We start from the raw sequence: 242 nt of genomic DNA on the forward strand, positions 1-242 counted from the left end.
GTGCAGTTTAGATCATTTGCACGCTCTTCAGTCATGAAACGATTAGATTTATCTATGAATTTCCCCACACCGATATCTGCTAATTGAATTAATCGAACTGAACCATCTGGGTTTTGATCTTTGCTTTCAATCCAGTTTCCATCAGAAAACACGCCTTCTTTTGAAATCAAATCTTTAAACTTTTTCAATTTGATCTTCACAGCATTTTCTCCAACGCTTTTAGGTCGTCAAGAATTTCATTT

1 pseudogene is annotated in these 242 nt (G+C 35.1%); it reads right to left on the reverse strand.

Going from position 1 to position 242, the window contains the following annotated elements:
* Nucleotides 1-200, reverse strand: a pseudogene (locus AAEY62_RS24345) (hypothetical protein); the annotation flags it as partial.
* Between the last annotated feature and the right edge of the window lie 42 nt (nt 201-242).

Source organism: Pseudoalteromonas sp. GW168-MNA-CIBAN-0100, assembly GCF_040309225.1.
Lineage (GTDB): Bacteria > Pseudomonadota > Gammaproteobacteria > Enterobacterales > Alteromonadaceae > Pseudoalteromonas > Pseudoalteromonas arctica.